The 26282-nt window shown below is 50.0% G+C and carries 27 protein-coding genes; 17 read left to right on the top strand and 10 right to left on the bottom strand.

Going from position 1 to position 26282, the window contains the following annotated elements; translation table 11 throughout:
* The first annotated feature begins 207 nt into the window (after positions 1–207).
* The 7 genes from astC to ves all read left to right on the top strand — a co-directional run bounded on the left by astC (position 208) and on the right by ves (position 7816).
* A complete protein-coding gene (gene astC, locus D9742_RS08405; RefSeq protein WP_130236595.1) occupies positions 208–1428 on the top strand; it encodes a succinylornithine/acetylornithine transaminase in 1221 nt (406 codons plus the stop codon).
* On the top strand, positions 1425–2459 hold the full coding sequence (gene astA, locus D9742_RS08400) for an arginine N-succinyltransferase (RefSeq protein ID WP_130236594.1): 1035 nt from the start codon (positions 1425–1427) through the stop codon (positions 2457–2459). The genes astC and astA overlap by 4 nt, the downstream gene beginning before the upstream one ends.
* Positions 2456–3931 carry a succinylglutamate-semialdehyde dehydrogenase gene (gene astD / locus D9742_RS08395; RefSeq protein ID WP_130236593.1) on the top strand — a complete coding sequence of 492 codons (1476 nt, stop codon included), beginning with the start codon at positions 2456–2458 and terminating at the stop codon, positions 3929–3931. The genes astA and astD overlap by 4 nt, the downstream gene beginning before the upstream one ends.
* Positions 3931–5274, top strand: coding sequence for an N-succinylarginine dihydrolase (gene astB / locus D9742_RS08390; RefSeq protein WP_130236983.1), 1344 nt, complete (start codon positions 3931–3933; stop codon positions 5272–5274). Before astD ends, astB begins: the two co-directional genes overlap by 1 nt.
* Entirely contained in the window at positions 5267–6235 is a 969-nt protein-coding gene (gene astE / locus D9742_RS08385) for a succinylglutamate desuccinylase (protein WP_130236592.1), read from the top strand. Before astB ends, astE begins: the two co-directional genes overlap by 8 nt.
* Positions 6236–6563: 328 nt before the next feature.
* A complete protein-coding gene (gene spy, locus D9742_RS08380; RefSeq protein WP_064529172.1) occupies positions 6564–7049 on the top strand; it encodes an ATP-independent periplasmic protein-refolding chaperone Spy in 486 nt (161 codons plus the stop codon).
* 191 nt (positions 7050–7240) lie between these two features.
* On the top strand, positions 7241–7816 hold the full coding sequence (ves, locus tag D9742_RS08375; RefSeq protein WP_130218867.1) for an environmental stress-induced protein Ves: 576 nt from the start codon (positions 7241–7243) through the stop codon (positions 7814–7816).
* On the opposite strand, the gene cho is transcribed toward ves, so the two are convergent.
* Entirely contained in the window at positions 7776–8663 is an 888-nt protein-coding gene (cho, locus tag D9742_RS08370) for an excinuclease Cho (RefSeq protein ID WP_130236591.1), read from the bottom strand. The two genes, ves and cho, sit on opposite strands and share 41 nt — an antisense overlap.
* Before the next feature lie 234 nt (positions 8664–8897).
* Positions 8898–9725, bottom strand: coding sequence for an ammonia-dependent NAD(+) synthetase (gene nadE, locus D9742_RS08365; RefSeq protein WP_064529168.1), 828 nt, complete (start codon positions 9723–9725; stop codon positions 8898–8900).
* A 200-nt stretch (positions 9726–9925) separates the two neighbouring features.
* On the opposite strand from nadE, the gene osmE reads away from it, so the two are divergent.
* From osmE to chbG, 7 genes are all read left to right on the top strand, one after another.
* On the top strand, positions 9926–10264 hold the full coding sequence (gene osmE / locus D9742_RS08360) for an osmotically-inducible lipoprotein OsmE (RefSeq protein ID WP_064529167.1): 339 nt from the start codon (positions 9926–9928) through the stop codon (positions 10262–10264).
* Positions 10265–10562: 298 nt separating this feature from the next.
* A complete protein-coding gene (chbB, locus tag D9742_RS08350; protein ID WP_000412160.1) occupies positions 10563–10883 on the top strand; it encodes a PTS N,N'-diacetylchitobiose transporter subunit IIB in 321 nt (106 codons plus the stop codon).
* A gap of 81 nt (positions 10884–10964) precedes the next feature.
* Entirely contained in the window at positions 10965–12323 is a 1359-nt protein-coding gene (chbC, locus tag D9742_RS08345) for a PTS N,N'-diacetylchitobiose transporter subunit IIC (protein ID WP_130236590.1), read from the top strand.
* A 50-nt stretch (positions 12324–12373) separates the two neighbouring features.
* Positions 12374–12724 carry a PTS N,N'-diacetylchitobiose transporter subunit IIA gene (chbA, locus tag D9742_RS08340; protein ID WP_114006669.1) on the top strand — a complete coding sequence of 117 codons (351 nt, stop codon included), beginning with the start codon at positions 12374–12376 and terminating at the stop codon, positions 12722–12724.
* A 7-nt stretch (positions 12725–12731) separates the two neighbouring features.
* On the top strand, positions 12732–13574 hold the full coding sequence (chbR, locus tag D9742_RS08335) for a transcriptional regulator ChbR (protein WP_205712870.1): 843 nt from the start codon (positions 12732–12734) through the stop codon (positions 13572–13574).
* Between the two features lie 119 nt (positions 13575–13693).
* Positions 13694–15046 carry a 6-phospho-beta-glucosidase gene (gene celF, locus D9742_RS08330; protein WP_114006667.1) on the top strand — a complete coding sequence of 451 codons (1353 nt, stop codon included), beginning with the start codon at positions 13694–13696 and terminating at the stop codon, positions 15044–15046.
* Between the two features lie 12 nt (positions 15047–15058).
* A complete protein-coding gene (gene chbG, locus D9742_RS08325; RefSeq protein WP_130236589.1) occupies positions 15059–15817 on the top strand; it encodes a chitin disaccharide deacetylase in 759 nt (252 codons plus the stop codon).
* A 139-nt stretch (positions 15818–15956) separates the two neighbouring features.
* On the opposite strand, the gene katE is transcribed toward chbG, so the two are convergent.
* Positions 15957–18218, bottom strand: a complete 2262-nt coding sequence (katE, locus tag D9742_RS08320) for a catalase HPII (RefSeq protein ID WP_130236588.1) — start codon at positions 18216–18218, stop codon at positions 15957–15959.
* 182 nt (positions 18219–18400) lie between these two features.
* On the opposite strand from katE, the gene cedA reads away from it, so the two are divergent.
* Positions 18401–18664 carry a cell division activator CedA gene (cedA, locus tag D9742_RS08315; RefSeq protein ID WP_130236587.1) on the top strand — a complete coding sequence of 88 codons (264 nt, stop codon included), beginning with the start codon at positions 18401–18403 and terminating at the stop codon, positions 18662–18664.
* A 47-nt stretch (positions 18665–18711) separates the two neighbouring features.
* Here cedA and tcyP read toward each other — a convergent pair whose 3' ends face one another.
* The 3 genes from tcyP to hxpB form a co-directional block, all read right to left on the bottom strand.
* The gene (tcyP, locus tag D9742_RS08310; RefSeq protein WP_130236586.1) at positions 18712–20103 is read right to left on the bottom strand and encodes a cystine/sulfocysteine:cation symporter; all 1392 of its coding nucleotides are present in this window, start codon (positions 20101–20103) and stop codon (positions 18712–18714) included.
* 132 nt (positions 20104–20235) lie between these two features.
* The gene (locus tag D9742_RS08305) at positions 20236–20826 is read right to left on the bottom strand and encodes a metal-dependent hydrolase (protein ID WP_064529159.1); all 591 of its coding nucleotides are present in this window, start codon (positions 20824–20826) and stop codon (positions 20236–20238) included.
* 162 nt (positions 20827–20988) lie between these two features.
* Positions 20989–21657 carry a hexitol phosphatase HxpB gene (gene hxpB, locus D9742_RS08300; RefSeq protein WP_130236585.1) on the bottom strand — a complete coding sequence of 223 codons (669 nt, stop codon included), beginning with the start codon at positions 21655–21657 and terminating at the stop codon, positions 20989–20991.
* Positions 21658–21803: 146 nt separating this feature from the next.
* Here hxpB and D9742_RS08295 point away from each other — a divergent pair, with 146 nt between their 5' ends.
* Positions 21804–22340 carry a YniB family protein gene (locus tag D9742_RS08295; RefSeq protein ID WP_130236584.1) on the top strand — a complete coding sequence of 179 codons (537 nt, stop codon included), beginning with the start codon at positions 21804–21806 and terminating at the stop codon, positions 22338–22340.
* Between the two features lie 40 nt (positions 22341–22380).
* Here D9742_RS08295 and D9742_RS08290 read toward each other — a convergent pair whose 3' ends face one another.
* The 3 genes from D9742_RS08290 to pfkB all read right to left on the bottom strand — a co-directional run bounded on the left by D9742_RS08290 (position 22381) and on the right by pfkB (position 24664).
* Positions 22381–23241 carry a fructosamine kinase family protein gene (locus D9742_RS08290; RefSeq protein WP_130236583.1) on the bottom strand — a complete coding sequence of 287 codons (861 nt, stop codon included), beginning with the start codon at positions 23239–23241 and terminating at the stop codon, positions 22381–22383.
* 104 nt (positions 23242–23345) lie between these two features.
* Entirely contained in the window at positions 23346–23633 is a 288-nt protein-coding gene (gene ghoS, locus D9742_RS08285) for a type V toxin-antitoxin system endoribonuclease antitoxin GhoS (protein WP_130236582.1), read from the bottom strand.
* Positions 23634–23734: 101 nt separating this feature from the next.
* Complete coding sequence (pfkB, locus tag D9742_RS08280; RefSeq protein ID WP_130236981.1) at positions 23735–24664, bottom strand: 6-phosphofructokinase II; 930 nt, start codon at positions 24662–24664, stop codon at positions 23735–23737.
* A 286-nt stretch (positions 24665–24950) separates the two neighbouring features.
* On the opposite strand from pfkB, the gene D9742_RS08275 reads away from it, so the two are divergent.
* Complete coding sequence (locus tag D9742_RS08275) at positions 24951–25709, top strand: YdiY family protein (RefSeq protein ID WP_130236581.1); 759 nt, start codon at positions 24951–24953, stop codon at positions 25707–25709.
* A gap of 60 nt (positions 25710–25769) precedes the next feature.
* Here the strand turns inward: D9742_RS08275 and yniD are convergent, their stop codons facing one another.
* Positions 25770–25877 carry a small membrane protein YniD gene (gene yniD / locus D9742_RS08270; protein ID WP_064529152.1) on the bottom strand — a complete coding sequence of 36 codons (108 nt, stop codon included), beginning with the start codon at positions 25875–25877 and terminating at the stop codon, positions 25770–25772.
* Between the last annotated feature and the right edge of the window lie 405 nt (positions 25878–26282).

The raw sequence follows: 26282 nt of genomic DNA, 5'->3' as shown, positions 1-26282 counted from the left end.
TTTTTATTCATCCGCATCGCAAACGTATTCACTTTATATGCACTTTCAGTGCATATCATTCGGTTGTAACTCCTTGATTTTCAGTTAACCACCGCCGTTTATGCACTTTTATCACTGGCTGGCACGAACCCTGCAATCTACATTTACAGCGCAAACATTACTTATTATTAACATATAAATAACCATTTATTTACTGTGGGGGTCGCTATGTCTCAGCCAATTACGCGTGAAAACTTTGATGAATGGATGATACCTGTTTACGCTCCGGCACAGTTCATTCCGGTACGTGGCGAAGGTTCGCGCTTGTGGGATCAGCAGGGGAAAGAGTATATCGACTTCGCAGGTGGCATTGCGGTGAATGCGCTGGGCCATGCGCATCCCGAACTGCGCGAGGCGCTGAACGAACAGGCGAGTAAGTTCTGGCATACCGGTAACGGTTACACCAATGAACCTGTACTGCGGCTGGCGAAAAAGCTCATTGATGCGACCTTTGCGGACCGGGTGTTCTTTTGTAACTCCGGCGCGGAGGCTAACGAAGCGGCACTGAAACTGGCGCGTAAATTCGCCCACGACCGCTACGGCAGCCATAAGAGCGGCATTGTGGCGTTCAAAAATGCGTTTCACGGGCGCACGTTATTCACCGTTAGTGCGGGCGGGCAGCCAGCCTATTCGCAGGATTTTGCACCACTGCCACCGGATATCCGTCATGCTGCGTATAACGATCTCAATTCTGCCAGTGCGCTGATTGACGACGCTACCTGTGCGGTGATTGTCGAGCCCATCCAGGGTGAAGGCGGTGTGGTGCCAGCCAGCAACGCGTTTTTACAAGGTCTGCGTGAATTGTGTGATCGCCACAATGCATTGCTGATTTTTGATGAAGTACAAACTGGCGTTGGGCGCACAGGGGAACTGTATGCCTATATGCACTACGGCGTGACGCCCGATCTGTTAACTACCGCCAAAGCGCTGGGCGGCGGTTTCCCGGTCGGTGCCTTGTTGGCAACCGAAGAGTGCGCCAGCGTGATGACTGTTGGCACTCATGGCACCACCTATGGCGGCAATCCGCTGGCCTCGGCGGTGGCAGGCAAAGTGCTGGAACTTATCAACACGCCAGAGATGCTTAACGGTGTTAAGCAGCGTCACGACTGGTTTGTTGAGCGTCTTAATACCATTAATCACCGCTACGGTTTGTTCAGTGAAGTTCGCGGCCTAGGTCTTTTGATTGGCTGTGTACTGAATGCCGATTACGCCGGGAAAGCGAAACAGATCTCTCAGGAAGCGGCGAAAGCAGGTGTGATGGTGCTGATTGCTGGCGGTAATGTGGTGCGTTTTGCGCCGGCACTAAATGTCAGCGAAGAAGAGGTCACTACTGGCCTGGATCGTTTTGCTGTGGCCTGTGAACGCTTTGTGAGCGGAGGTTCATCATGATGGTTATCCGTCCCGTTGAACGCACCGATGTCGCTGCGTTAATGCAGCTTGCCAGCAAAACGGGCGGCGGCCTGACGTCGCTTCCCGCCAATGAAGCCACGCTTTCGGCGCGTATCGAAAGGGCAATCAAAACCTGGCAGGGCGAACTGCCCAAAAGCGAGCAGGGCTATGTGTTCGTGCTCGAAGACAGCGAGACAGGCACCGTGGCGGGTATTTGCGCCATTGAGGTGGCGGTTGGATTGAACGATCCCTGGTATAACTATCGCGTCGGCACACTGGTCCACGCTTCAAAAGAGCTGAATGTCTATAACGCATTGCCGACACTATTTCTCAGTAACGATCACACCGGCAGCAGCGAGCTGTGCACATTGTTTCTCGACCCGGACTGGCGCAAAGAGGGCAACGGCTATTTGTTGTCGAAATCGCGCTTTATGTTTATGGCGGCCTTTCGCGACAAATTTAACGACAAAGTGGTCGCCGAAATGCGCGGGGTGATTGACGAACACGGCTATTCACCGTTCTGGCAAAGCCTCGGCAAGCGTTTCTTTTCGATGGATTTTAGCCGCGCCGATTTTCTCTGCGGCACCGGGCAAAAGGCGTTTATCGCAGAACTGATGCCAAAACATCCTATTTATACCCACTTTTTATCTCAGGAAGCGCAGGACGTTATTGGTCAGGTACATCCGCAAACTGCGCCCGCGCGGGCAGTGTTGGAAAAAGAGGGCTTTCGCTACCGCAACTATATCGACATCTTCGACGGCGGGCCGACGCTGGAGTGTGACATTGACCGCGTTCGTGCCATCCGCAAAAGTCGGCGGGTGGAAGTGTGCGAAGGACAACCTGCACAGGGCGATTTTCCGGCCTGCCTGGTTGCCAATGAAAATTATCACCATTTCCGCGTGTTGCTGGTGCGTGCCGATCCGGCGACCGAGCGTTTGATTTTAACCGCCGCACAACTGGATGCCCTTAAATGCCACGCCGGGGATCGCGTTCGTCTGGTGCGCCTGTGCGCAGAGGAGAAAACCGCATGACTTTATGGATTAACGGTGACTGGGTGACGGGTCAGGGCGCACTGCGCGTGAAGCGTAATCCGGTAACTGGCGAAGTGTTATGGCAGGGCAATGATGCTGAGGCTGCTCAGGTAGAGTTAGCTTGTCGGGCTGCTCGTGCGGCGTTTCCGCGCTGGGCGCGGCTCTCCTTTGGCGATCGTCAGGTAAGAGTTGAACGATTTGCCGCACTGCTGGAAAGCAACAAAGCCGAATTAACGGCGATTATTGCCAGAGAAACCGGCAAGCCGCGCTGGGAAGCAGCAACCGAAGTGACGGCGATGATCAATAAGATCGCTATATCTATCAAGGCTTATCACGTTCGCACAGGAGAGCAGCGCAGTGAAATGCCGGATGGAGCGGCGAGTTTGCGCCATCGTCCACACGGCGTGCTAGCGGTGTTTGGACCGTACAATTTCCCCGGTCATCTGCCTAACGGGCATATCGTTCCGGCGCTGCTGGCTGGCAACACGGTAATCTTTAAACCCAGCGAACTGACACCCTGGAGCGGCGAGGCAGTCATGCGTTTATGGCAGCAGGCTGGCTTGCCGTCGGGCGTGCTGAACCTGGTCCAGGGCGGGCGCGAAACCGGTCAGGCACTCAGTGCACTGGAGGATCTCGACGGTTTGCTGTTTACCGGTAGCGCCAATACTGGCTACCAGTTACATCGCCAGCTTTCCGGTCAGCCGGAAAAAATACTCGCCCTCGAAATGGGCGGCAATAACCCGCTGATTATTGATGACGTGGTGGATATCGACGCCGCTGTCCATTTGACTATCCAGTCGGCATTTGTCACTGCCGGGCAACGCTGTACCTGCGCCCGCCGTTTATTGGTGAAAAGCGGGGCGCAGGGCGATGCGTTTCTTGCTCGCCTGGTTGCTGTCAGCCAGCGGTTAACGCCGGGGAACTGGGATGACGAGCCTCAGCCGTTTATTGGCGGGCTGATTTCTGAACAGGCCGCACAGCAGGTGGTTACTGCCTGGCAGGAACTGGAAGCATTGGGCGGGCAAACGCTGCTTGCACCACGTTTGCTACAAGCGGGAACATCGCTGCTGACGCCGGGGATCGTTGAAATGACGGGCGTTTCAGGCGTGCAGGATGAAGAAGTGTTTGGGCCGCTACTTCGCGTATGGCGTTATGACACCTTTGATGGCGCGATAAAGATGGCAAATAACACCCGTTTTGGCCTCTCTTGTGGACTGGTTTCCCCAAAACGAGAAAAGTTCGAGCAACTATTACTGGAAGCGCGGGCAGGGATTGTTAACTGGAACAAACCGCTTACCGGAGCCGCCAGTACCGCGCCATTCGGCGGCGTTGGCGCTTCCGGTAACCATCGCCCCAGCGCCTGGTATGCGGCGGATTATTGTGCCTGGCCGATGGCTAGCCTGGAGTCAGACTCGTTAACGTTGCCTGCGACGCTTAACCCCGGGCTGGATTTCTCCGAGGAGGTGGTGTGATGAACGCCTGGGAAGTCAATTTCGATGGACTGGTAGGGCTGACGCACCATTACGCTGGCCTGTCGTTTGGTAATGAAGCCTCCACCAGTCATCGTTTTCAGGTATCGAATCCACGACTGGCGGCGAAGCAGGGCTTACTGAAAATGAAAGCCCTTGCCGATGCGGGATTTCCCCAGGCGGTTATCCCGCCGCACGAGCGTCCGTTTATTCCGGTTTTGCGTCAACTGGGATTCAGCGGCAGCGATGAACAAGTGCTGGAAAAGGTTGCCCGCCAGGCACCGCACTGGCTTTCCAGCGTCAGTTCAGCTTCGCCAATGTGGGTAGCCAATGCGGCCACGGTCGCGCCATCCGCCGATACGCTGGATGGCAAAGTGCATTTCACGGTCGCCAACCTGAACAATAAATTTCACCGTTCGCTGGAAGCGCCGATTACCGAATCGCTGTTAAACGCCATTTTTAACGATAAAGAGAAATTCACCATCCATTCAGCGTTGCCACAGGTTGCGTTGCTCGGTGACGAAGGGGCGGCAAACCACAATCGACTCGGCGGTCATTACGGCGAACCCGGTATGCAGATTTTTGTTTACGGGCGAGAAGAGGGTAACGGTACGCGGCCTTCCCGCTATCCGGCGCGGCAGACCCGCGAAGCCAGTGAGGCAGTAGCAAGGCTGAATCAGGTTAATCCACAGCAGGTGATTTTCGCCCAGCAAAACCCGGACGTTATCGACCAGGGCGTTTTTCATAATGACGTGATTGCCGTGAGCAACCGCCAGGTACTGTTTTGCCATCAGCAGGCATTTGCTCGCCAGGCGCAATTACTGGCAAACCTGCGTTCGCGGGTCAACGGCTTTATGGCGATAGAAGTCCCGGCGTCGCAGGTTTCCGTTCCGGATGCTGTCTCGACCTATCTGTTTAACAGCCAGTTGTTAGGTCGCGATGATGGTTCGATGATGCTGGTGCTGCCCCAGGAGTGTCGGGAACACGCCGGAGTATGGCGTTATCTCAATGAACTCCTTGCTGCGGATAACCCGATAAGCTCACTAAAATTTTTTGATTTACGCGAAAGCATGGCGAACGGCGGAGGCCCGGCGTGCCTGCGTTTACGGGTGGTGCTGACGGCAGAAGAGCGGCAGGCGGTCAATCCGGCGGTGATGATGAATGATACGCTGTTTAATGCGCTTAATGACTGGGTGGATCGTTACTACCGCGATCGTCTTACTGCTGCCGATCTGGCCGACCCGCAATTGCTGCGCGAAGGGCGGGAAGCGCTGGATGTGTTGACTCAATTACTGAATCTTGGTTCGGTTTACCCGTTCCAGCGCGAGGGAGGAGGTAATGGATAATTTTCTCACCCTGACATTAGAGGGTAAAAAACCTGCCATCACCGAGAGAGAAATCAACGGTATTCGCTGGCGCTGGTTGGGGGATGGCGTGCTGGAACTGACGCCATTAACCCCACCGCAAGGCGCGTTGGTAATTTCGGCGGGGATCCACGGAAATGAAACAGCACCTGTAGAAATGCTGGACGCCTTACTTGGCGCAATTTATCACGGTGAAATTAAGTTACGTTGGCGCCTGTTGGCAATCCTTGGAAATCCCTCTGCGCTGAAGCAAGGAAAGCGCTATTGCCATAGCGATATGAACCGAATGTTCGGTGGACGCTGGCAGCAATTTGCTGAAAGCGGCGAAACCTGCCGCGCCCGCGAGCTGGAACAGTGCCTGGAAGATTTTTATCAGCAGGGCAAAGAGTCTGTTCGCTGGCACCTTGATCTGCATACTGCCATCCGCGGTTCGTACCACCAGCGGTTTGGCGTTTTACCGCAACGAGAAATTCCCTGGGACGAAAGTTTTCTGACATGGCTGGGCACGGCAGGGCTGGAGGCATTGGTGTTTCATCAGACGCCAGGCGGCACGTTTAGCCATTTCAGCTGCAAACATTTTGGCGCACTGGCGTGTACGCTGGAGCTAGGCAAAGCACTGCCGTTTGGGCAAAACGAGCTTCGTCAGTTTGTGCCAACCACCAATGCAATCGCTGCGCTGTTAGCGGGGGCGAGTGTCGGTATCGAGAGAAAACAGCCCCTGCGTTACCGGGTGGTTTCGCAGATTACCCGTCATTCTGCTGCCTTCGAATTGCATATGGCGAGCGAGACGCTGAATTTCACGCCATTTAAGAAAGGGACGTTATTGGCGCAGGATGGTGAGGAACGTTTTACCGTGACTCATGAGATTGAATATGTGTTATTCCCCAATCCATTGGTGGCGTTAGGATTACGCGCGGGATTAATGCTGGAAAAAATAACCTAGCACTTGCCCGCAGAAAGGTTTCTGCGGGTATTTAATAACAGCTTTCGGAATAATACGGATTAATCCTGGTTGTTTGCTTTATTTATCGCCATTTCTCAGGTATAGTCCTTCATAATTTCTGCAAAATCATTGTGTTGTAATATTTATTCATCAATTTCCTTCAATTTTTCTTTTTTTCTCCATAATTGGCGAAAAAGTGTTTTTTACACTTTCATTGATTTACCGTTGCTCTGATTAATTGACGCTAAACTCAGTAAAGTTAATCTCGTCAACACGGCACGCTACTAAAGAAAGCCGTAATAAATAACTGAAAGGAAGGATATAGAATATGCGTAAATTAACTGCACTGTTTGTTGCCTCTACCCTGGCTCTTGGCGCGGCTAACCTGGCCCACGCCGCTGACACCACTACCGCAGCACCGGCTGACGCGAAGCCGATGATGCACCATAAAGGCAAGTTCGGTCCGCATCATGACATGATGTTCAAAGACCTGAACCTGACCGACGCGCAGAAACAGCAGATTCGTGAAATCATGAAAGGCCAGCGTGACCAGATGAAACGTCCGCCGCTGGAAGAACGCCGCGCGATGCATGACATCATCGCCAGCGATACTTTCGACAAAGCAAAAGCTGAAGCGCAGATTGCCAAAATGGAAGAACAGCGCAAAGCTAACATGCTGGCGCACATGGAAACCCAGAACAAGATTTACAACATCCTGACGCCGGAGCAGAAAAAGCAATTTAATGCTAATTTTGAGAAGCGTCTGACAGAACGTCCAGCGGCAAAAGGTAAAATGCCTGCAACTGCTGAATAATCTTTCAGCCAAAAAACTTAAGACCGCCGGTCTTGTCCACTACCTTGCAGTAAGGCGGTGGACAGGATCGGCGGTTTTCTTTTATGTGCCTGTCATTTTTGCAAAAACACTAAGGTAAATCACACGAGTTGCCGATAACAATCCACGGTTGCCTGAGCGATAACAATGAAAAGAGCATGCCCGGAGCGAATATGGAATACTTTGATATGCGTAAAATGTCGGTAAACCTGTGGCGAAACGCTGCCGGTGAAACTCGAGAGATCTGTAGTTTTCCCCCTGCGAAACGTGATTTTTACTGGCGTGCCAGCATTGCGTCCATTGCGGCCAATGGCGAATTTTCTTTATTTCCTGGGATGGAAAGAAGTGTGACGCTGCTGGAAGGCGGTGAGATGCTTCTTGAAAGCGCAGACCGTTTTAGCCATACCTTAAAGCCGTTACAGCCTTTTGCTTTTGCGGCGGACCAGGTAGTAAAAGCGAAACTGACGGAAGGGCAGATGTCGATGGATTTCAACATTATGACGCGCCTGGATGCCTGTAAGGCGAAAGTCAGAATTGCCGATCGCACGTTCACTACTTTTGGTTCACGCGGTGGGGTGGTGTTTGTGATTAGCGGGGCATGGCAACTGGGCGAAAAATTGTTAACTACCGACCAGGGCGCGTGTTGGTACGATGGCAAACACACCCTGCGGCTTTTGCAACCGCAAGGCAAACTGCTGTTCAGTGAAATTAACTGGCTTGCAGGCCATTCTCCGGATCAAGTTCAGTAATTTCATAACGACCGGAAAGTAGCGGTTTACAAAGAATTTTATAACCATCGTGATCGAATCCGGCGGGTGTACGGATCAACGTTGCCGCCTCTTCCAGCGAATTAACCGCCCCCAGCCACAGCCAGTTATGAATAATATGGTATTGGGTCATTTCCGGATGCTGTTCTTTCAACGCCACCGCACCTTGCCACGGCCAGCAGATCACCCGCAAACGTTCCAGTGACTGGAGCAGACGGTGAGCATGATCTTCATGGCTCTCCTTTCCACAGCACGCTCCGGCGCAACGTTTTAGCGGCGACCGAAAGCAAGCACGACCGCGACTTAACGGTTCCAGCCCGAGCAGGCCATAACAGAGCTTTTGTTCATCGGCGATTGTCTGTAATGCCTTTAATGCCGAGCGGCGATTGGCAAACAGGCCAAACAAGTTTGGGGCTCGTGAAAAATCCACCTCTTTGGCGTACACCACATCTACGCGTTTTTCGTTCAGTTGCAGGGCGCAGAGCTGACGATTGCGGCGCAACCGTTTATTAAACAACGGTTGTTGCTCCTTGATTAGTCGCGCTTCAAGGAGCAGGGCGCCGATTTCGCCTGCGGTACATATCCAGCTAATGCGTCGGGATTGACGCAGCATGGCCGCTTCATCCGGGGTACGTAAATGGGAAAGGACGCGGTTGCGGATGTTAACGCTTTTGCCGATATAGAGCGGCATAGTGTCACTTTCGCCATGAAACAGATACACACCGGGTCGGGTGGGTAAGTCAGTAAGAAATGAACGTAAATGTTCGGGATATTCGTAAATTGCCGCCGCTTCAAATTCGAGCCGCGGGGAAGTTAAACGCCGTACCACTGTTTACTCCAGATGCTGGTTATCTATCCAGTGTAACAGGCGGGAAACGATTAAAAAAGAGGCGGGTCGATGACAAAGGAAACACCGCCTGATGCGCTACGCTTATCAGGCCTACTCGCCTCCTGCAATATATTGAATTTGCAAAGTTTTGTAGGCCGAATTAGGCGTTCACACCGCATCCGGCATGAATAAAGCGTTCGGTGTCGACAATCTCAGGCGGGGAGGCCGCACTGTTTATTTTTTCCAGAAATCATCGAAAACAGTAATGGGTGGGCGGCGTTTATGCTCAGTTTTCAGATACCAGTTCTCAATCGTTCTGGCGACCTGTTCCGGGACATTTTTCCCTTCCAGATAGTCATCGATATTTTCATACGTTACGCCAAGCGCGACTTCATCCGGCAGTGACGGGCGGTCATCTTCCAGGTCGGCTGTTGGCGCCTTCTTATAGAGATGTTCAGGGCAACCTAACGCTGCCAGTAACTGTTTACCCTGACGTTTGTTCAGACGATACAGTGGGTTAATGTCTGTGCCACCATCACCATATTTAGTGAAGAATCCAGTAATGGCTTCTGCCGCATGATCGGTGCCAACTACGACGCCGTTAGTCATGCCCGCAATGCTGTATTGTGCTTTCATCCGCTCACGCGCTTTTTCATTGCCACGCACAAAATCGCTCAGTTCAATACCCGCTTCCCGCAATGCCTGTTCGCTGGCGAGTACCGCGCCCTTGATATTGACGGTTAATACGCGATCCGGCTGAATAAAGGCAATGGCGTCCTGGCAATCTTGTTCGTCGGCCTGAACACCGTAGGGCAGACGCACGGCGATAAATTGCAGTGATTCGTTACCGGTTTCCTGGCGCAGTTCATTAATGGCCATCTGACACAGTTTACCGGCAAGGGTAGAGTCCTGACCGCCGCTAATGCCGAGTACCAGTGATTTAATGAATGGGTAGGTTTGCAGATAGCTTTTCAGAAAATCGACGCTGCGACGAATTTCCTCTTCAGCATTAATCTGCGGTTTTGCGCCCAGCGCCTTTATTATTTGTTGCTGCAATGTCATTGAACCCCTCCAGACAGAAAAATAAAACTTCCTTAAAGCTAACCCGTTGCTACAGAAACGACAAGCGACAGCAGGTTGAATGGTGGTTAAAACGTCATACAGGAATCCTCTGAAAGCGAAACCGTTTCGCTCTCAGGCTTGAAAAAGCCCCCGATGTATTCCAGGCTTATCTAACACGCTGATAAACAAGAGGACGGAATATGAACAAGAATATGGCAGGAATTCTGGGTGCAGCGGCGGTATTAACCATGCTGGCAGGTTGTACGGCGTATGATCGTACCAAAGACCAGTTTGTACAGCCTGTGGTGAAAGACGTCAAAAAAGGCATGAGCCGGGCGCAGGTTGCACAAATTGCGGGTAAACCTTCGTCTGAAGTGAGCATGATCCATGCTCGTGGTACTTGCCAGACCTACATTCTGGGTCAACGTGATGGTAAAGCAGAAACCTATTTTGTCGCGTTAGATGATACCGGGCATGTGATCAACACTGGCTATCAGACCTGTGCCGAATACGACACTGATCCGCAGGCTGCGAAGTAATTCCTTCATCTGAAAGCTTAAGTCATACGAAAACCGGCCATTGTGCCGGTTTTTTTATGGGCGTGTTCTTATTTGTTGGCGCGAATTATTTAACCGAAATGTGAAGGTGGTCATAACAGCAGGTCAATGAGAGACAATTTGTATAGTCAAAGAAATACTATTGCTCAGGTCAATACCGTATACTCTTTTCAGCCACCAAAAAAAGTCATGTTGGTTTCGCAAGTTACCCAGAGCATGGAAGCAGGTGAAGGCTTGCGGAGTGTCTGGCTGACAGATAATCGTTGATGAGGGCAGTTTTATGGAAAAGAAACACATTTATCTGTTTTGTTCTGCGGGCATGTCTACCTCTTTACTGGTATCAAAAATGCGCGCTCAGGCAGAAAAATATGAAGTTCCGGTCATTATTGAAGCATTTCCAGAAACGCTGGCTGGTGAAAAAGGGCTGAATGCCGATGTCGTGTTATTGGGGCCGCAGATTGCTTATATGTTGCCCGAAATTCAGCGTTTGTTACCCAACAAACCGGTGGAAGTAATTGACTCGCTGTTATATGGCAAAGTCGATGGTTTAGGCGTGCTTAAGGCTGCAGTTGCAGCAATTAAAAAAGCCGCAGCAAATTAATTTTTAAATTTTCCCGTCAAAGAGTTATTTCATAAATCTATACCGCAATATTTAAGTTGCGGTTTTTAAGGGTATTTTTCTATGAGTAATGTTATTGCATCGCTTGAAAAGGTACTCCTCCCTTTTGCAGTTAAAATAGGAAAGCAGCCGCACGTTAATGCAATCAAAAACGGTTTTATTCGCTTAATGCCGTTAACCCTCGCAGGGGCTATGTTTGTATTAATTAATAACGTTTTCCTTAGCTTTGGGGAGGGGTCATTTTTTTATTCCTTAGGTATTCGCCTCGATGCCTCTACCATTGAAACACTCAATGGTTTGAAAGGTATTGGCGGAAATGTTTATAACGGAACATTGGGGATTATGTCTTTAATGGCACCGTTCTTTATCGGCATGGCGCTGGCAGAAGAGCGTAAAGTCGATGCGCTGGCAGCGGGATTGTTATCCGTTGCGGCATTTATGACCGTCACGCCTTATAGCGTCGGCGAGGCTTATGCCGTCGGCGCTAATTGGTTAGGCGGCGCAAATATCATCTCCGGGATTATTATCGGCCTGGTGGTGGCAGAAATGTTTACTTTTATTGTCCGCCGCAACTGGGTGATTAAATTACCCGATAGCGTACCTGCGTCAGTATCGCGTTCTTTCTCTGCATTAATTCCCGGCTTTATTATTCTTTCAGTGATGGGGATTATTGCCTGGGCGCTGACGACCTGGGGTACAAACTTCCATCAGATCATTATGGACACTATCTCGACGCCGCTGGCATCGTTGGGTAGTGTGGTCGGCTGGGCGTATGTGATTTTTGTTCCACTGCTCTGGTTCTTCGGTATTCACGGCGCGCTGGCGCTGACCGCTCTGGACAACGGCATTATGACGCCGTGGGCGTTGGAAAACATCGCGACCTACCAGCAATATGGCTCAGTCGAAGCGGCGTTGGCAGCCGGCAAGACCTTCCATATCTGGGCCAAGCCGATGCTGGACTCATTTATTTTCCTCGGCGGCAGTGGCGCGACTTTGGGTCTTATTCTGGCAATCTTTATTGCTTCTCGCCGTGCTGATTATCGTCAGGTGGCAAAGCTGGCGCTACCGTCAGGCATCTTCCAGATTAACGAACCGATTCTGTTTGGTCTGCCGATTATTATGAATCCGGTGATGTTTATCCCGTTTGTGCTGGTACAACCGATTCTGGCGGCAATCACCCTTGCGGCATATTACATGGGCATTATTCCACCAGTGACCAACATTGCGCCGTGGACCATGCCAACCGGCTTGGGAGCCTTCTTTAACACCAATGGTAGCGTCGCTGCATTGCTGGTCGCACTCTTCAACCTCGGTATCGCCACGCTCATTTATCTGCCATTTGTTGTGGTGGCTAACAAAGCACAAAACGTGATTGATAAAGAAGAGAGCGAAGAAGATATCGCTAACGCCCTGAAATTTTAATCGATGCCGGTACGGGTAATCGTGCCGGTAAGAATAGAGAGGAACGATGTATGATGGATCTCGATAATATTCCCGATACGCAAACGGAAGCTGAAGAGCTGGAAGAAGTGGTGATGGGGCTTATCATCAACTCCGGACAAGCGCGCAGCCTGGCGTATGCGGCACTGAAACAGGCGAAGCAGGGCGATTTTGCCGCAGCAAAAGTGATGATGGATCAGTCACGAATGGCACTGAATGAAGCGCATCTGGTACAGACGAAACTGATTGAAGGCGACGCGGGCGAAGGTAAGATGAAAGTGAGTCTGGTGCTGGTCCACGCCCAGGATCATTTAATGACCTCAATGCTTGCACGTGAACTGATTAGCGAATTAATTGAGCTTCATGAAAAATTGAAGGCATAAGGAGTTGATGATGCAGCCAGTGATTAACGCGCCGGAAATTGCCACAGCCCGTGAACAACAACTGTTTAATGGCAAAAACTTCCATGTGTTTATCTACAACAAAACTGAGAGTATCAGTGGGCTGCATCAACACGACTATTATGAATTCACCCTGGTGTTAACTGGTCGTTATTACCAGGAGATAAACGGTAAACGCGTGTTGCTGGAGCGGGGCGATTTTGTCTTTATTCCCTTGGGATCGCACCATCAAAGTTTTTATGAATTTGGCGCCACGCGTATATTAAATGTCGGGATCAGCAAACGTTTTTTTGAGCAGCATTATCTGCCGTTGTTACCTTATTGCTTTGTCGCATCACAGGTATACCGGACCAATAACGCTTTTCTCACCTATGTGGAAACGGTCATCTCTTCACTGAATTTCCGTGAAACCGGGCTGGAAGAGTTTGTTGAGACAGTTACTTTTTATGTTATCAACCGATTACGTCATTACCGTGAAGAGCAGGTAATTGATGATGTGCCGCAGTGGCTGAAAAGCACGGTTGAAAAGATGCATGATAAAGAGCAGTTTAGTGAAAATGCTCTGGAAAATATGGTGATACTGTCGGCGAAATCGCAGGAATATTTGACACGAGCGACCCAGCGATATTATGGCAAAACACCAATGCAGATTATTAATGAAATTCGCATTAATTTTGCCAAAAAACAACTGGAAATGACCAATTATTCGGTAACAGATATTGCCTTTGAAGCCGGTTATAGTAGCCCAAGCTTGTTCATTAAAACGTTTAAAAAATTGACTTCGTTTACACCCAATAACTATCGTAAAAAATTAACTGAGTTTAATCAGTAGTCGTTGTATCAGAACACTAAATTTACATGCTTGCTCTGTATAACCTGGTGTTTTCGGGTTATTCCTGACTTAGTGGCAGGCACGACAAATATCAGTATTTCCTAATGAAGGGAGAAATTATGAGCCAGAAATTAAAAGTCGTCACTATTGGTGGCGGGAGCAGCTATACCCCGGAATTACTGGAAGGGTTTATTAAACGTTATCACGAATTGCCGGTAAGTGAATTATGGCTGGTGGACGTAGACGGTGGTAAAGCGAAGCTGGATATTATTTTCGATCTTTGCCAGCGGATGATTGATAACGCTGGTGTACCAATGAAGCTTTATAAAACGCTTGATCGCCGCGAAGCATTGAAAGATGCCGACTTTGTCACCACCCAGTTGCGCGTAGGTCAATTACCCGCACGCGAACTCGATGAACGTATTCCGTTAAGTCATGGTTATCTCGGCCAGGAAACCAACGGTGCAGGTGGCCTGTTTAAAGGTCTGCGTACTATTCCGGTGATTTTTGACATAGTCAAAGATGTTGAAGAGCTGTGCCCCAATGCCTGGGTGATTAACTTTACGAACCCTGCGGGAATGGTCACCGAAGCCGTTTATCGTCATACCGGATTTAAACGGTTTATCGGCGTGTGTAATATTCCGATTGGCATGAAGATGTTTATCAGCGATGTTTTAGCGTTAAATGAGAACGATGATTTATCTATCGATCTGTTCGGGCTAAACCACATGGTGTTTATTAAAGATGTGCTGGTAAATGGCAAATCTCGTTTTGCCGAATTGCTTGATGGTGTGGCCTCCGGGCAGTTAAAAGCGTCTGGTGTAAAAAATATTTTCGACCTGCCGTTTAGCGAAGGCTTAATTCGCTCACTGAATCTGCTACCGTGCTCGTATCTGCTTTATTACTTCAAGCAAAAAGAGATGCTGGCGATTGAAATGGGTGAGTATTATAAAGGCGGCGCCCGTGCACAGGTGGTACAGAAAGTCGAAAAACAACTCTTTGACCTGTATAAAAATCCGGACCTGAAAGTTAAGCCGAAAGAACTGGAACAGCGCGGCGGGGCTTATTACTCAGATGCAGCGTGCGAAGTAATCAACGCTATCTACAACGACAAGCAAGCGGAACATTACATTAATATTCCTCATCATGGGCATATTGATAATATTCCGGCAGACTGGGCGGTAGAAATGACCTGTACACTGGGGCGCGATGGTGCGACGCCACATCCGCGCATTACACACTTCGATGACAAGGTGATGGGCTTGATTCACACCATCAAAGGTTTTGAGATTGCCGCCAGCCACGCAGCTCTTAGCGGTGAATTTAACGATGTGTTACTGGCGCTCAACCTTAGCCCGCTGGTGCATTCGGATCGTGACGCGGAACTGCTGGCAAGAGAGATGATTCTGGCGCATGAGAAGTGGTTGCCAAACTTTGCTGACTGCATTGCAGAACTCAAAAAAGCACATTAACTGAGGCTGATTATGGAACGCTTACTGATTGTTAATGCCGATGACTTTGGCTTAAGTAAAGGTCAGAACTACGGCATTATCGAGGCCTGTCGTAATGGTATTGTCACCTCAACGACGGCGCTGGTGAATGGGGAGGCTATCGATCATGCGGTGCGGTTAAGTCGTGACGAGCCGAGTCTGGCCGTTGGGATGCACTTTGTCCTTACACTGGGCAAGCCGCTGACTGCGATGCCGGGGCTGACCCGGCAGGGCATGCTGGGGAAATGGATCTGGCAGCTGGCAGAAGAAGATGCCTTACCTCTGGAAGAAATTTCCCAGGAACTCGCCAGCCAGTATCTGCGATTCATTGAACTGTTTGGCCGCAAACCAACACATCTTGATAGCCATCATCATGTGCATATGTTTCCGCAGATTTTCCCGATTGTTGCCAAGTTTGCGGCTGAAGAGGGGATTGCGTTGCGTATTGATCGTCAGCCAGTATTTAACGACGATGATTTACCCGCTAATTTGCGCAGTTCACAGGGCTTTAGTAGTGCATTCTATGGTGAAGAGATCCGTGAATCACTGTTCCTGCAAGTGTTGGATGATTCCAGCCATCGCGGTGAACGCTCGCTGGAAGTGATGTGCCATCCGGCGTTTGTCGATAATACAATTCGCCAGAGTGCTTACTGTTTCCCGCGGTTAGCGGAACTGGATGTGTTAACGTCGGCGTCGTTGAAGTATGCCATTGCCGAGCGTGGTTATCGGTTGGGTAGTTATCTTGATGTGTAGGTAAAACAGTTTTGCCGGATGCGGCATAAACGCCTTTTCCGGCAAGCAATGTATTGAAATTTCAAAATATTATGAATATCCGGTAGGCCTGATAAGCGCAGCGCATCAGGCAAAGGTGGCGCAGTTGCGCCACCCATATTTACGCCGGAATTTTGTCAATCTTAGGAATGCGTGACCACACGCGGTGTGCAGCCATTAGTGTTAACAGTTCATCCATAAAACTACCGTCGGCGCTGTCGGCTTCTACAATCCCTTCTTCACCCTGATCATCAACCTTAATTGTCGCCTTGAACTTGCGGGCGTCTCCCGCCAGCGCAATCGGTTTAAGGTGTTTGTAGGCTTCCATCAGGTAATAGTTCGCATCGCCGTTGTCTGCGATATCCGCAATATTACCGCAAGGGACAATCACCGCATCCACCGTGAGCGAAGGCGCACCGGCAAACGTTGCGGCAATCGGCAATACCGTACCGTCATCTGCCGTTACCTCACCCATACGCGAATAGAGCAGTTTGGCATGTACGCCTTTCGCTTTCAGCGCCTTGAGGATCGCCAGCAGATCTGCCGATTTCACTTTATCGTTGAGCAGGATAGCCACCACGCGGCCTTTCACATCGCCGTCCGGGATCGCGTACAGACTCAGCGCCGGATCTTTCTTCAGGCCGTTTACGTCCGGTGGCGGGGTGATATTCAACTGATCATCCGTTAGCTCGATGCCGAGATTTTTCGCCACCGCCTGGGCCAGAGTGAGATCAATATGCGCCAGCTGGTCAACGACGCGCTCACGAATATACGGACGAACTACTTTGCTTAACTCAAAACTGAAACCATCGACAATATGGCGCTGCTCGAATGGCGTCTGACTTAGCCAGAACAGACGCGGATGGGAATAATATTCGCCAAACGATGGACTGCGCTCGCGAACTTTGTTGCCTTCTACGCGCTCCTGGTATGATTCAAATCCTCCGCGTTTCGGCCCCGGCGGTGTTTCGCGCGGCCAGTTGTCGTTGATCGAGTTCGGTTCGTAGTTTGCCGGATTTGTGTCGATTCCCATGCGGTGCATGCCGTCACGCTGGAAATTATGGTAAGGGCAGGTCGGGCGATTAATCGGAATTTCGTGGAAATTCGGCCCGCCAAGGCGGCTTATCTGCGTATCGGTATAGGAGAACAAACGCCCCTGCAACAGCGGGTCGTTGGTGAAATCGATACCGGGGACAATGTGACCTGGGTGGAAGGCCGCCTGTTCGTTTTCAGCAAAGAAGTTATCCGGGTTGCGGTTAAGCACCATTTTGCCGACGCGCTGTACCGGCACCAGCTCTTCCGGGATAAGCTTGGTCGGATCGAGAAGGTCGAAATCGAACTTGAATTCGTCTTCTTCCGGGATTAACTGGAAGCCCAGTTCGTATTCCGGGAAATCGCCTGCTTCAATCGCTTCCCAGAGTTCGCGACGGTGGAAATCCGGGTCACGTCCGGTGAGTTTCTGCGCTTCATCCCATACCAGCGAGGCTTTACCTGCCAGTGGTTTCCAGTGGAAACGCACAAACGTCGCTTTCCCTTCGGCATTAATCAGGCGGAAAGTGTGAATACCAAAGCCTTCCATGGTGCGGTAACTGCGCGGGATCCCGCGATCCGACATCGCCCACATCACGTTGTGCAGAGTTTCAGGTTGCAGAGAAACATAATCCCAGAAAGTATCGTGGGCGCTTTGCCCTTGTGGAATTGCCCAGTGCGGTTCTGGTTTTACCGCATGAACAAAATCGGGGAATTTATGCGCATCCTGGATAAAGAAGATCGGCGTGTTATTGCCAACGAGGTCAAAAATACCCTCTTCAGTATAGAACTTGGTGGCAAAACCACGGATATCACGCACGGTATCGGCAGAGCCAGCGCCACCCTGAACGGTAGAGAAACGGACAAACACTGGGGTGATTTTGTTCGGGTCAGACAGGAAGTCGGCTTTGGTTATATCGCTTAAGTTTTTATACGGCTGGAAATAACCATGAGCCGCAGATCCTCGCGCATGAACAATACGTTCCGGGATACGCTCATGGTCAAAGTGAGTGATCTTCTCGCGCAGAATAAAATCTTCCAGCAGCGTTGGACCACGGCTACCGGCACGCAGTGAGTTTTGATCGTCAGCGATGCGCACGCCCTGATTGGTGGTAAGCGCATAATTTTCACTACCTTTACGTACATCTTCCAGGGAATTGAGTTTTTCGTTACGCGTATCAGGGGCTTTCAGACTGCCTGGCGCGGTAGGCTGCGCGCCTGGCGGCGTCGGTTCAGCCGCTGGACGATGAGAGCCGTCCTCAGGTGCCAGTGAGTCCATTCCTGGTTTCGCTTCGTTCGAGTCGTGCAGGGGGGACTGGTGCTGATGTGGGTTCTTTTCGTTATGTTGCGACATTGAACTCGTCTCCTTATTTCATTGCTGAAAGGGCCGCTTTTTTGGTCAAAAAACCCTCTAACTATAGACCATCAGGGGTATCTCGCTCCGGAAGTGGTGTCGGCGAAAGTATTTGAAGATGTACGCAAAGCAGGACGGCCGTGGGCTAAATCGGCTAAACTACATTTTTTCTGATTTTTAATATGCGTTTAGTGAAGCCAGTAATGAAGAAACCGCTACGTCAGCAAAACCGCCCGATTATTAGCTATGTCCCGCGCACGGAACCTGCGCCGCCGGAGCATGCGATTAAAATGGATTCGTTTCGTGATGTCTGGATACTACGTAGCAAATATGTGGCGTTTGTTCTGGTGGGGGAGTCATTCTTGCGCTCACCGGCGTTTAGTGTGCCGGAGGCGGCCCAGCGCTGGGCGAATCAGATTCGACAAGAGAATGAGGTCGAAGAGTGAAAAAAACGCCTGTCGGGATGACAGGCGTTTTGCGTTATAAGCCAGGGTTAACGGTGAGCCAGTTCGGCGTCATCTTCGCTATCCAGAATAGATTTATCGGTCTGCTTCAGCCACTGGCTGGTCAGTGTACCTGCGGTCATAGAACCGCTGACGTTCAGTGCCGTACGGCCCATATCGATAAGTGGTTCAACGGAAATTAACAATGCCACCAGCGTTACCGGCAAGCCCATTGCAGGGAGTACAATCAGTGCGGCGAATGTTGCACCGCCACCAACGCCTGCAACACCTGCTGAACTTACCGTGACGATACCAACGAGTGTCGCAATCCACATTGGGTCTAGCGGGTTAATGCCAACCGTAGGCGCAACCATCACTGCCAGCATTGCCGGATACAGCCCGGCACAGCCGTTCTGACCAATGGTTGCGCCGAAGGAGGCGGCGAAACTGGCGATGGATTCAGGCACGCCCAGACGACGCGTTTGTGCTTCTACATTCAACGGAATAGACGCAGCGCTGGAGCGACTGGTGAAGGCAAACGTCAGCACTGGCCAGACTTTACGGAAGTATTTCAGCGGGCTTACGCCATTAATGCCCAGCAGAATGCCATGCACTGCAAACATAATCAGCAGACCGAGGTAGGAAGCGACAACGAAGCTACCCAGTTTAATGATGTCTTGCAGGTTGGAACCTGCAACAACTTTGGTCATCAGTGCCAGAACACCGTATGGCGTCAGTTGCATGACCAGGCGAACCAGTTTCATCACCCAGCTTTGCAGCGTATCGATAGCGGTTAAGACACGTTCACCTTTCGGCGCATCATCTTTCAGCAGTTTCAGTGCTGCAACGCCCAGGAACGCCGCAAAAATTACCACGCTGATAATTGACGTCGGATTGGCGCCGGTCAGATCTGCAAACGGGTTTTTCGGGATAAAGGACAAGACAAGCTGCGGAACGCTCAGGTCAGAGACTTTACCGACATAGTTGCTTTCGATAGCGTTCAGACGCGCAGTTTCAGCGCCACCCTGAACCAGCCCCTCAGCCGTCAAACCAAACAGGTTGGTGACCAGCACACCGACCAGCGCCGCAATCAGCGTGGTAAACAAAAGCGTACTGATGGTCAGAAAACTGATTTTTCCTAGTTGAGACGCGTTATGCAGACGGGCAACCGCACTTAAAATGGAGGCAAATACCAGCGGCATGACGATCATTTGCAGTAACTGAACATAGCCGTTACCGACAATGTTAAACCACTGAACAGAATCTTTGAGTACCTGGCTGTCAGAACCATAAATGGTATGCAGGGCAAGGCCAAAAACCACACCCATCACCAGACCTACCAGCACTTTTTTGGCCAGACTCCACTGTTTGTGGCGGGTTTGGGCCAGCGCAAACAGCAGCACAACGAACACTATGATGTTCGCAATTAATGGAAAGTTCATCCCCGTTCTCCTGATCTTATTATTTCTATCGCTACGCAGTAGCCATAGTGTTGACGCAAGATTAACAGAACTGTGAGCTGGCTCTTATATTCAAATGGAATGGCTTATTCCAGAAAAGCAATTTTTGTTTTTTTAGTATTCAACCTGATGCTTAATAAGGCGATGAAACTCGATCTGCAAGGTATTAATCATTTGCGATGACCAACGCACGGCACTGTTTTCGGGCAGTGAATGGGGCATCCACACCGACCAGACAAACAACGCCATGCAGAGAAAACGTTCTAACTGGTTGCCTTTTTGTGGAACCAGAATCGGCAGACGGAAACGCCATCGACACGGCCAGAGGAGGGGAACGCCAGCGGGGGTCAGCATATCAGCAAGAATATGACTCAAATAACCGAGAACCATACCTTGCAAAGCATCAGCCGGAATAAACCAGCTTTCTGGGACTTTCAGGTAAAAGGTCGCCAGTAGAGCGAAAACCGCCAGCAGGCTGTGGGTAAAGCCACGGTGACCAAAAGCGCGGGCAATGGGTTTTGATATCCACTTTAATCGCTGCCCAAGAAACGACTTTGGGTGGTCAATATCAGGCAACAGGCAAGTTAATATTGCTGAAGGGACAATATGCCACCAGTCACCCTGTGCCAGCACGGGTGTAAGCTCGGCATTTTTAGCAAACACCGCACAAGCAATAGAAAAGAGGAGGTGACCTTCCGCCGTCATGATAAAACTCACTAAACTGTCGATACGTACAGTATAGGGTTTTTATACAGTGCGCGGAAGTGGTGACGGTGTAACTCTTCATCACAATGTGATGATAAAATCATCAGTTGAACGTGATTTCAGATAAGCAACCAGGGGCTGTGTTACCACGCCCCCTTTTTATTAACCGAGGAGGTCTTTCGCGGTGAGTTCGGTCAAGGATGAAAGTTTTACATTCGCCAACACAAAACGTGGATCATTTTGCGCTTCCGGTGCCGGAACGACGATGGAGCGCATTCGTGCTGCCTTCGAGGCGATCATGCCATTAACCGAGTCTTCCAGCGCCACGCAGGCGATTGGATCAACGCCCAGTTTTGCTGCGCAGTCGAGATAAACCTGCGGATGCGGTTTGCTATAAGGCAATTTTTCAGCGGAGGCGAGGGCATCGAAACTGTCACGTAGGTCAAACATGGTCAGCACTTTTTCAAGCATATGCAGCGGTGACGCTGAAGCCAGACCAATTAATAAGCCCTGCGCTTTACATAAAGCAACGGCTTCACGCACGCCAGGCAGTAATGGACGCGTCTCTTCAACCAACGAAATGGCGCGGGCAATCACCCGATCTACCACTTCCTGATGACTCGGTCCATTCCACGGTTGCCGGGCATACCACAGATCAACCACCATATCGATGCGTAAACCTAAGGTGTCTGGTAGCTCATTACGGCGGGAGATGTCCACCCCCAGGCTTGCCATCACATCCAGTTCGGCCCGATCCCATAAAGGTTCGGAGTCGATAAGTAATCCATCCATATCAAAAATTGCAGCAAGAATCTGTCGTGGGGTTGACATTACAACCTCTCCTTTAGAGCATTATGTGTAAGGTATTTAGCAGTGCTTATGATTAAGCGCCTATCATATCGCCTTTAAAGAATGGGCGAAAACAGATATCTACAGGTAAACTAAGTGAATCGACGCGTCTTAATCAAGGAGAACTCATGACGTATCAACAAGCTGGACGCATTGCTATTTTGAAAAGGATTTTCGGTTGGGTTATTTTTATACCAACACTTGTTTCCACGTTGATTTCCTTGCTGAAGTTTATGAATACCCGGCAAGAAACCCAGGAAGGCATTAATGCGGTAATGCTCGACTTTGCCCATGTCATGATCGATATGATGCAGGCGAATACGCCTTTTTTGAATCTGTTCTGGTATAACTCCCCGACGCCCAATTTTAATGGTGGTGTGAACGTTATGTTCTGGGTGATCTTTATCCTGATATTTGTCGGACTGGCGTTGCAAGACTCTGGAGCACGCATGAGTCGTCAGGCGCGCTTCTTGCGCGAAGGCGTTGAAGATCAACTCCTTCTGGAGAAGGCTAAAGGGGAAGAGGGGTTATCGCGTGAACAGATCGAGTCGCGCATTGTCGTTCCACGCCATACTATCTTCACACAGTTTTTTTCACTTTATATCCTGCCGGTAATTTGCATCGCTGCGGGATACGTGTTCTTTTCTCTGCTTGGTTTCATTTAATACAAAGGCCGCGCGGTGCGGCCATTATCATCGACTCCCGTCATGCGGCTAACAATCTATCCAATGATTGTTGAGCAACAACCAGATGCTGCCCGCCAAACAACCTTGCACGGTTTAGCAAAGTGTAAAGCTGGTAAATCGGTTGGCGTTCGAGGAAATCGGTCGGTAGCGGTGAAACTGATTGATAACCATCATAGATTTGCGGAGGCTGTTCTGCATGTAGCGGCAACATCGCCAGATCGCACTCTCTGTCGCCCCAGTAACAAGCTGGGTCGAAAATATACGGGCCATTCGGACCTAGCGCACAATTCCCTGACCATAGATCACCATGCAACAGTGATGGTTGCGGCTGATGTGAGGCCAGGCGCTGCTGGATATGCTCGACGATGGCGTCGATATTGCCGAAGGCGATCCCTTTTTCTGCTGCCAGCTCCAGTTGCCAGCCAATCCGTTGTTCAGCAAAAAACGTTGACCAGCGGCGTTGCCAGGTATTGGGTTGAGGGGTAGTAGAAAGGGCGTTGTCGAAATCGAGGCCAAATTGTGGCTGGTCGCTCCATTGATGTAGATGCGCAATTTGTTGCCCTAAAATAAAGGCGTTATGTGCATCCAACGGCCGAGGAGGGAGATAATCCATCACCAGAAAACTGTAGTCACGGTCAGCGCCAACGGCCCAAACTCTGGGTACGGTGACGGTTTTACTGCGAGACAACAATTCCAGTTGGTCGGCTTCGGCGGTAAAACCGGGAAGCAATTCTCTTTCATCACATTTGACGAAAAAGTCACGTCCTGCATAGCGTAAATGCCATGCGGCATGGACTTCCCCGCCAGGCAGTTCATTACGCAGTTCGATTTCGCCTTCACCTAACTGCTCGCTCAAAAGACGACTGATTACCTGCCACATGATGTCTCTCCCATGCTGTCTGCCAGATCATAAGGTTAGCGCAAGAATAAGGTGTAAAAACACGAGCTAACGCACACCACAGACTGATTATTGCCCAAAAAACTTTATTTGTTGCTATTCCACTCCTCCCAGGTGGTTATCCTTATCTCGGGGTCTTTGCCTGTAGCGCTCTGAGCGAGTCCGGCAACGAGTTCTCTTATCTCATCTTCGTTTTGCGTACTGAGAAGGCCAAAGCTATTCGTCCCTAGTTCATGGATATTCCCATCATCGTCTGTCATGGTCAGTGAAAAGCCATCTCGTGTCAGAAAGTTATTTAACTCATTAATTTCAGTTAATGTATCTTCATGCAGCATGACGGTAATGACATAACGGACAAGATCGCCACCAGCCATAATTCACCTCTTTGTTATCGCGTGATTTTTTAGCATAGTCGCATAAACGCGTTGCCGACAGGTTTGTGGTGATTCCCCCAACCGGTGGGGGAATGTCTCGATTAGCGGGAAAGGTAAGCGTAAATTTTTTGTGTATCGTCATGGGAGCACAGGCGTGTCCCCTGATTGAGTGTTGCGGCACTACCCGCAGCCACGCCAAAACGAACCATTTCATCAAGCGAGGCATTTTCTGCCAGCTTCAATGTCATCGCCCCTACCATGCTGTCGCCAGCACCGACGGTACTTTGGCTTTTTAGCGGCGGTGGCACAACCTGAATGCAGTTTTCGCTATCTACCCCCAAAGCTCCTTGTGGACCAAGGGAAACGACGACCCGTTTGGCCTTACCACTATTAACGATTTCCTGCGCAGCTTTACGCACATCATCGGGTTGAGTGAGCTCGCGACCTACCAGTGCGCTGAGTTCTTTTTGGTTAGGTTTAACTAACTCGATATTACCAATCGCCAGTGCCGCGCTTAAGGCTTCGCCGGAACTGTCGACGATGCAGCGGATCCCTTGTTTTTGCGCAGCAGAAATAAGCTGCGTTAATTTTTCCAGTTTCACGCCTGGTGGCAGGCTACCACTAATAACCAGAATAGCCTCTGACTCGATTTCCAGAACTTGTTCTTCAAGTTGACGAAACTCATCTTCGCTTAAAGCTGCGCCGGGCATGACAAAGCGATACTGCTCACCGCTGGATTCCACATGTACATGCAGATTCTGGCGGGTCCAGTCTTTCGCTTCGACTGTGGCGACAGGAACATTTTCATCGGCCAACAGAGCGACGAGATGTTCGCCGGTCGCGCCGCCGGCCGGGAATATAGCCGTCGCGCTCCCGCCCAGATGAGCAATGGCACGGGCGACATTAATACCGCCGCCACCAGGTTCAAACACGGGGGCACTACAGCGCAGTTTTCCTTCGGGGTAAATTTGCGGGGTAATTGTTGCGCTATCGAGAGAGGGCGCAAGTGTCAACGTATAGATACGTACCATCATTTCCTCCTATAGGCTGATTTCAGTCTGGCACTGAATCAGTGGAAAGTGAAGAAATTAACAATATGATTTATTAGATATTTATATAAAATTAATAAGGTAAAGATATATAAATAAATATCTGTTTTCGCAACGCGCTTATTCAAAAAATGAAATAAGAAGTCATTGCTAAGTTTTTCACTCCTTTTTATAATTTGTCACCTTTCCAGGGACGCTACTCTTTGATCCTTAAGAAAGTTTCCGGGACCGCGATGGTCTCTTTTTTTGTTGTACGGACTTTTAATAAATGAAGCTTTTGAAGACAGTTCCTGCCATCGTTATGTTGGCGGGGGGTATGTTTGCGTCTCTGAATGCAACTGCCGATGATTCCGTTTTTACTGTCATGGACGATCCTGCCAGCGCAAAAAAACCTTTCGAAGGTAATCTGAATGCAGGCTACCTTGCACAATCAGGCAACACGAAAAGTTCCTCACTCACGGCTGATACCACTATGACCTGGTATGGGCATACTACTGCCTGGTCGCTGTGGGGGAATGCCAGCAATACTTCTTCTAATGATGAGCGTTCTTCGGAAAAATATGCAGCAGGTGGGCGTAGCCGTTTTAATTTAACTGATTATGATTATCTGTTTGGTCAGGCAAGTTGGCTGACAGACCGTTATAACGGTTATCGGGAACGAGATGTATTGACTGCGGGTTATGGTCGCCAGTTTTTAAATGGACCGGTACACAGCTTCCGCTTTGAATTCGGCCCTGGCGTGCGTTACGACAAATATACCGATAATGCCAGTAAAACGCAGCCGCTGGGTTATGCCTCCGGAGCTTATGCATGGCAGTTGACCGACAACGCTAAATTTACCCAGGGTGTATCGGTTTTTGGTGCCGAAGACACTACGCTGAACTCTGAAAGCGCATTAAATGTTGCCATCAATGAACATTTCGGTCTGAAGGTGGCCTACAACGTTACATGGAACTCAGAACCGCCTGAGTCTGCGCCGGAACATACCGATCGTCGCACAACGTTATCGCTGGGCTACAGGATGTAATAATGTGCCGGGCCGTGTTATGCGGTCTGGCTGCATTGTTTGTTGATAGCGCCTCACCATTCAGCCCCAAATCATCGCTGCCCAGCGCAGCAACAGCATCGCGCCGCAAATAGACAGCAAGACTACCACCATCTTCCAGTGTTTTTTGTTGAAACGTTTTGTCGGCATGCGTTTTTCCAGGGGATTTACAATCTTCAATAATCGAGTGTAACAAAAGGGTCAGGTGTTGCCTGTATTGATTTATATCATATCGAACATGATGATTGTCGCTTTGCCCGATAACAATTACCGTGTAAACTGCCAAGCGGTATTATCAGAAAGTGGGTGTAGGTCTGGCATCGCCAATCAGCATGCTGTGACATATTTCGCAGAGTGAAGCGGGAATCAGCCCAAACCTTTTTGATAAATTTCATATGAATCTTTGTATGTGATCTTTCGTGTAAGTACCATCCAGAATTTCACCTCATTCCTGTCTGTTCCTGTCTGTTTCACCAATTCCGCATCACGCCTCACTTTCTTTAATTTACCCGTTTCAATTTAGTTCATCTTGTCCGCGTTCGTGTCGTAGAATCT

The organism is Escherichia sp. E1V33, assembly GCF_004211955.1.
Classification (GTDB): Bacteria; Pseudomonadota; Gammaproteobacteria; order Enterobacterales; family Enterobacteriaceae; genus Escherichia.
The sequence above is the reverse complement of the archived record's forward strand: the minus strand, read 5'-3'. Positions and strand labels throughout refer to the sequence as shown.